The sequence below is a fragment of the Thermoactinomyces sp. CICC 10523 genome, assembly GCF_016055105.1.
In the GTDB taxonomy this organism is placed as follows: domain Bacteria; phylum Bacillota; class Bacilli; order Thermoactinomycetales; family Thermoactinomycetaceae; genus Thermoactinomyces_A; species Thermoactinomyces_A daqus.
Genome location: NZ_JAECVX010000043.1, coordinates 1 through 990 on the forward strand (window position 1 = coordinate 1; position 990 = coordinate 990).

Sequence of the window (990 nt, forward strand, 5' to 3'; positions counted from 1 at the left end):
CACGGCATCGCAGACGTCCGCCTGCCGGTACAGCACCCGGCTGCCCGTTCCTTCCAGCAACGTCAGCTCCGCTTGCAACCGGGCATCCAGCGGCGAACGGCTGGTCAAAATCAGGTTGACCGGCCCGGAACGGGCCAGGCGGGCAGCCAGGATCCGGCCCAATCCGCCGCCTCCGCCGGTGATCAGGTAGGTTCCGTTCGCTTGGATGCGCCATCTTTCCTCTCCCAAAGAAACAGGACGGATCCGGCAGGTGTACCGCTGCTCTCCCTCATACAGGACACTCTGCGGTGAAGGGGTGTGCAACTCCGCCCACAGGAGCGACAGCCAGGCTTCCATGTCCACCGCCGGACCGGGACCGGCTTCCCGCAGAATCCCCGCGACGCGGGTCTGCGGCAGGATGAGGCCGAGGGAACGTTCCCAACCGATCCAGGATTCCAGACAGCAGCGTTCAAGGCTCGTTCTCCATGCCCCGGCCCATAACAGCCGGGACGGTTTCCGCCCGGCTTCTCCGACAGCCTGCAACAGGCGGAACAGAACGGCCGAATCCTCAATACAGCCCGCATCTTCCAACGGCCACAGGTAGAGCAGTGCAAAATCCCCGCCGCAATCGGAAGCGAGGCTGTCCAAAACCTGACGGAAAGCCGCTCCGTCGTCGCGGTTCAGGCGGTACTGTCCCCGGCTCTGCTTGCCGGAGGAACGGCCCTGGGCCACGAAGATCACTTCCGTCCCCGGCTGGCGTGCTTGTACGGCCGCATGCACGGCCTCTTGATAATCCGGGTTCGACAGAAAACAGACCAGTGCCGCCGGGGTGGACACCCGGCCTTCCGGCAGATCCTCCGCCTGCCACTCTTCGGCAAAGGTCATCAGTTCATAGCCTTCTTCCTCCGGTTCTGCATTTCCGGCAGGTTCTGTTTCTGCCGCCGCCATCGTCTCCGCCGGGACAGGGGCAGCGGTTTTCGCTTCAGGAACCCAGTAACGTTCCCGGGCAAA

Annotated in this window: 1 protein-coding gene; it reads right to left on the bottom strand. The window is 64.0% G+C overall.

Going from position 1 to position 990, the window contains the following annotated elements:
• A partial coding sequence (locus I8U19_RS17100) for a KR domain-containing protein (RefSeq protein ID WP_198056623.1) occupies nucleotides 1-990 on the bottom strand: 990 nt, incomplete at both ends.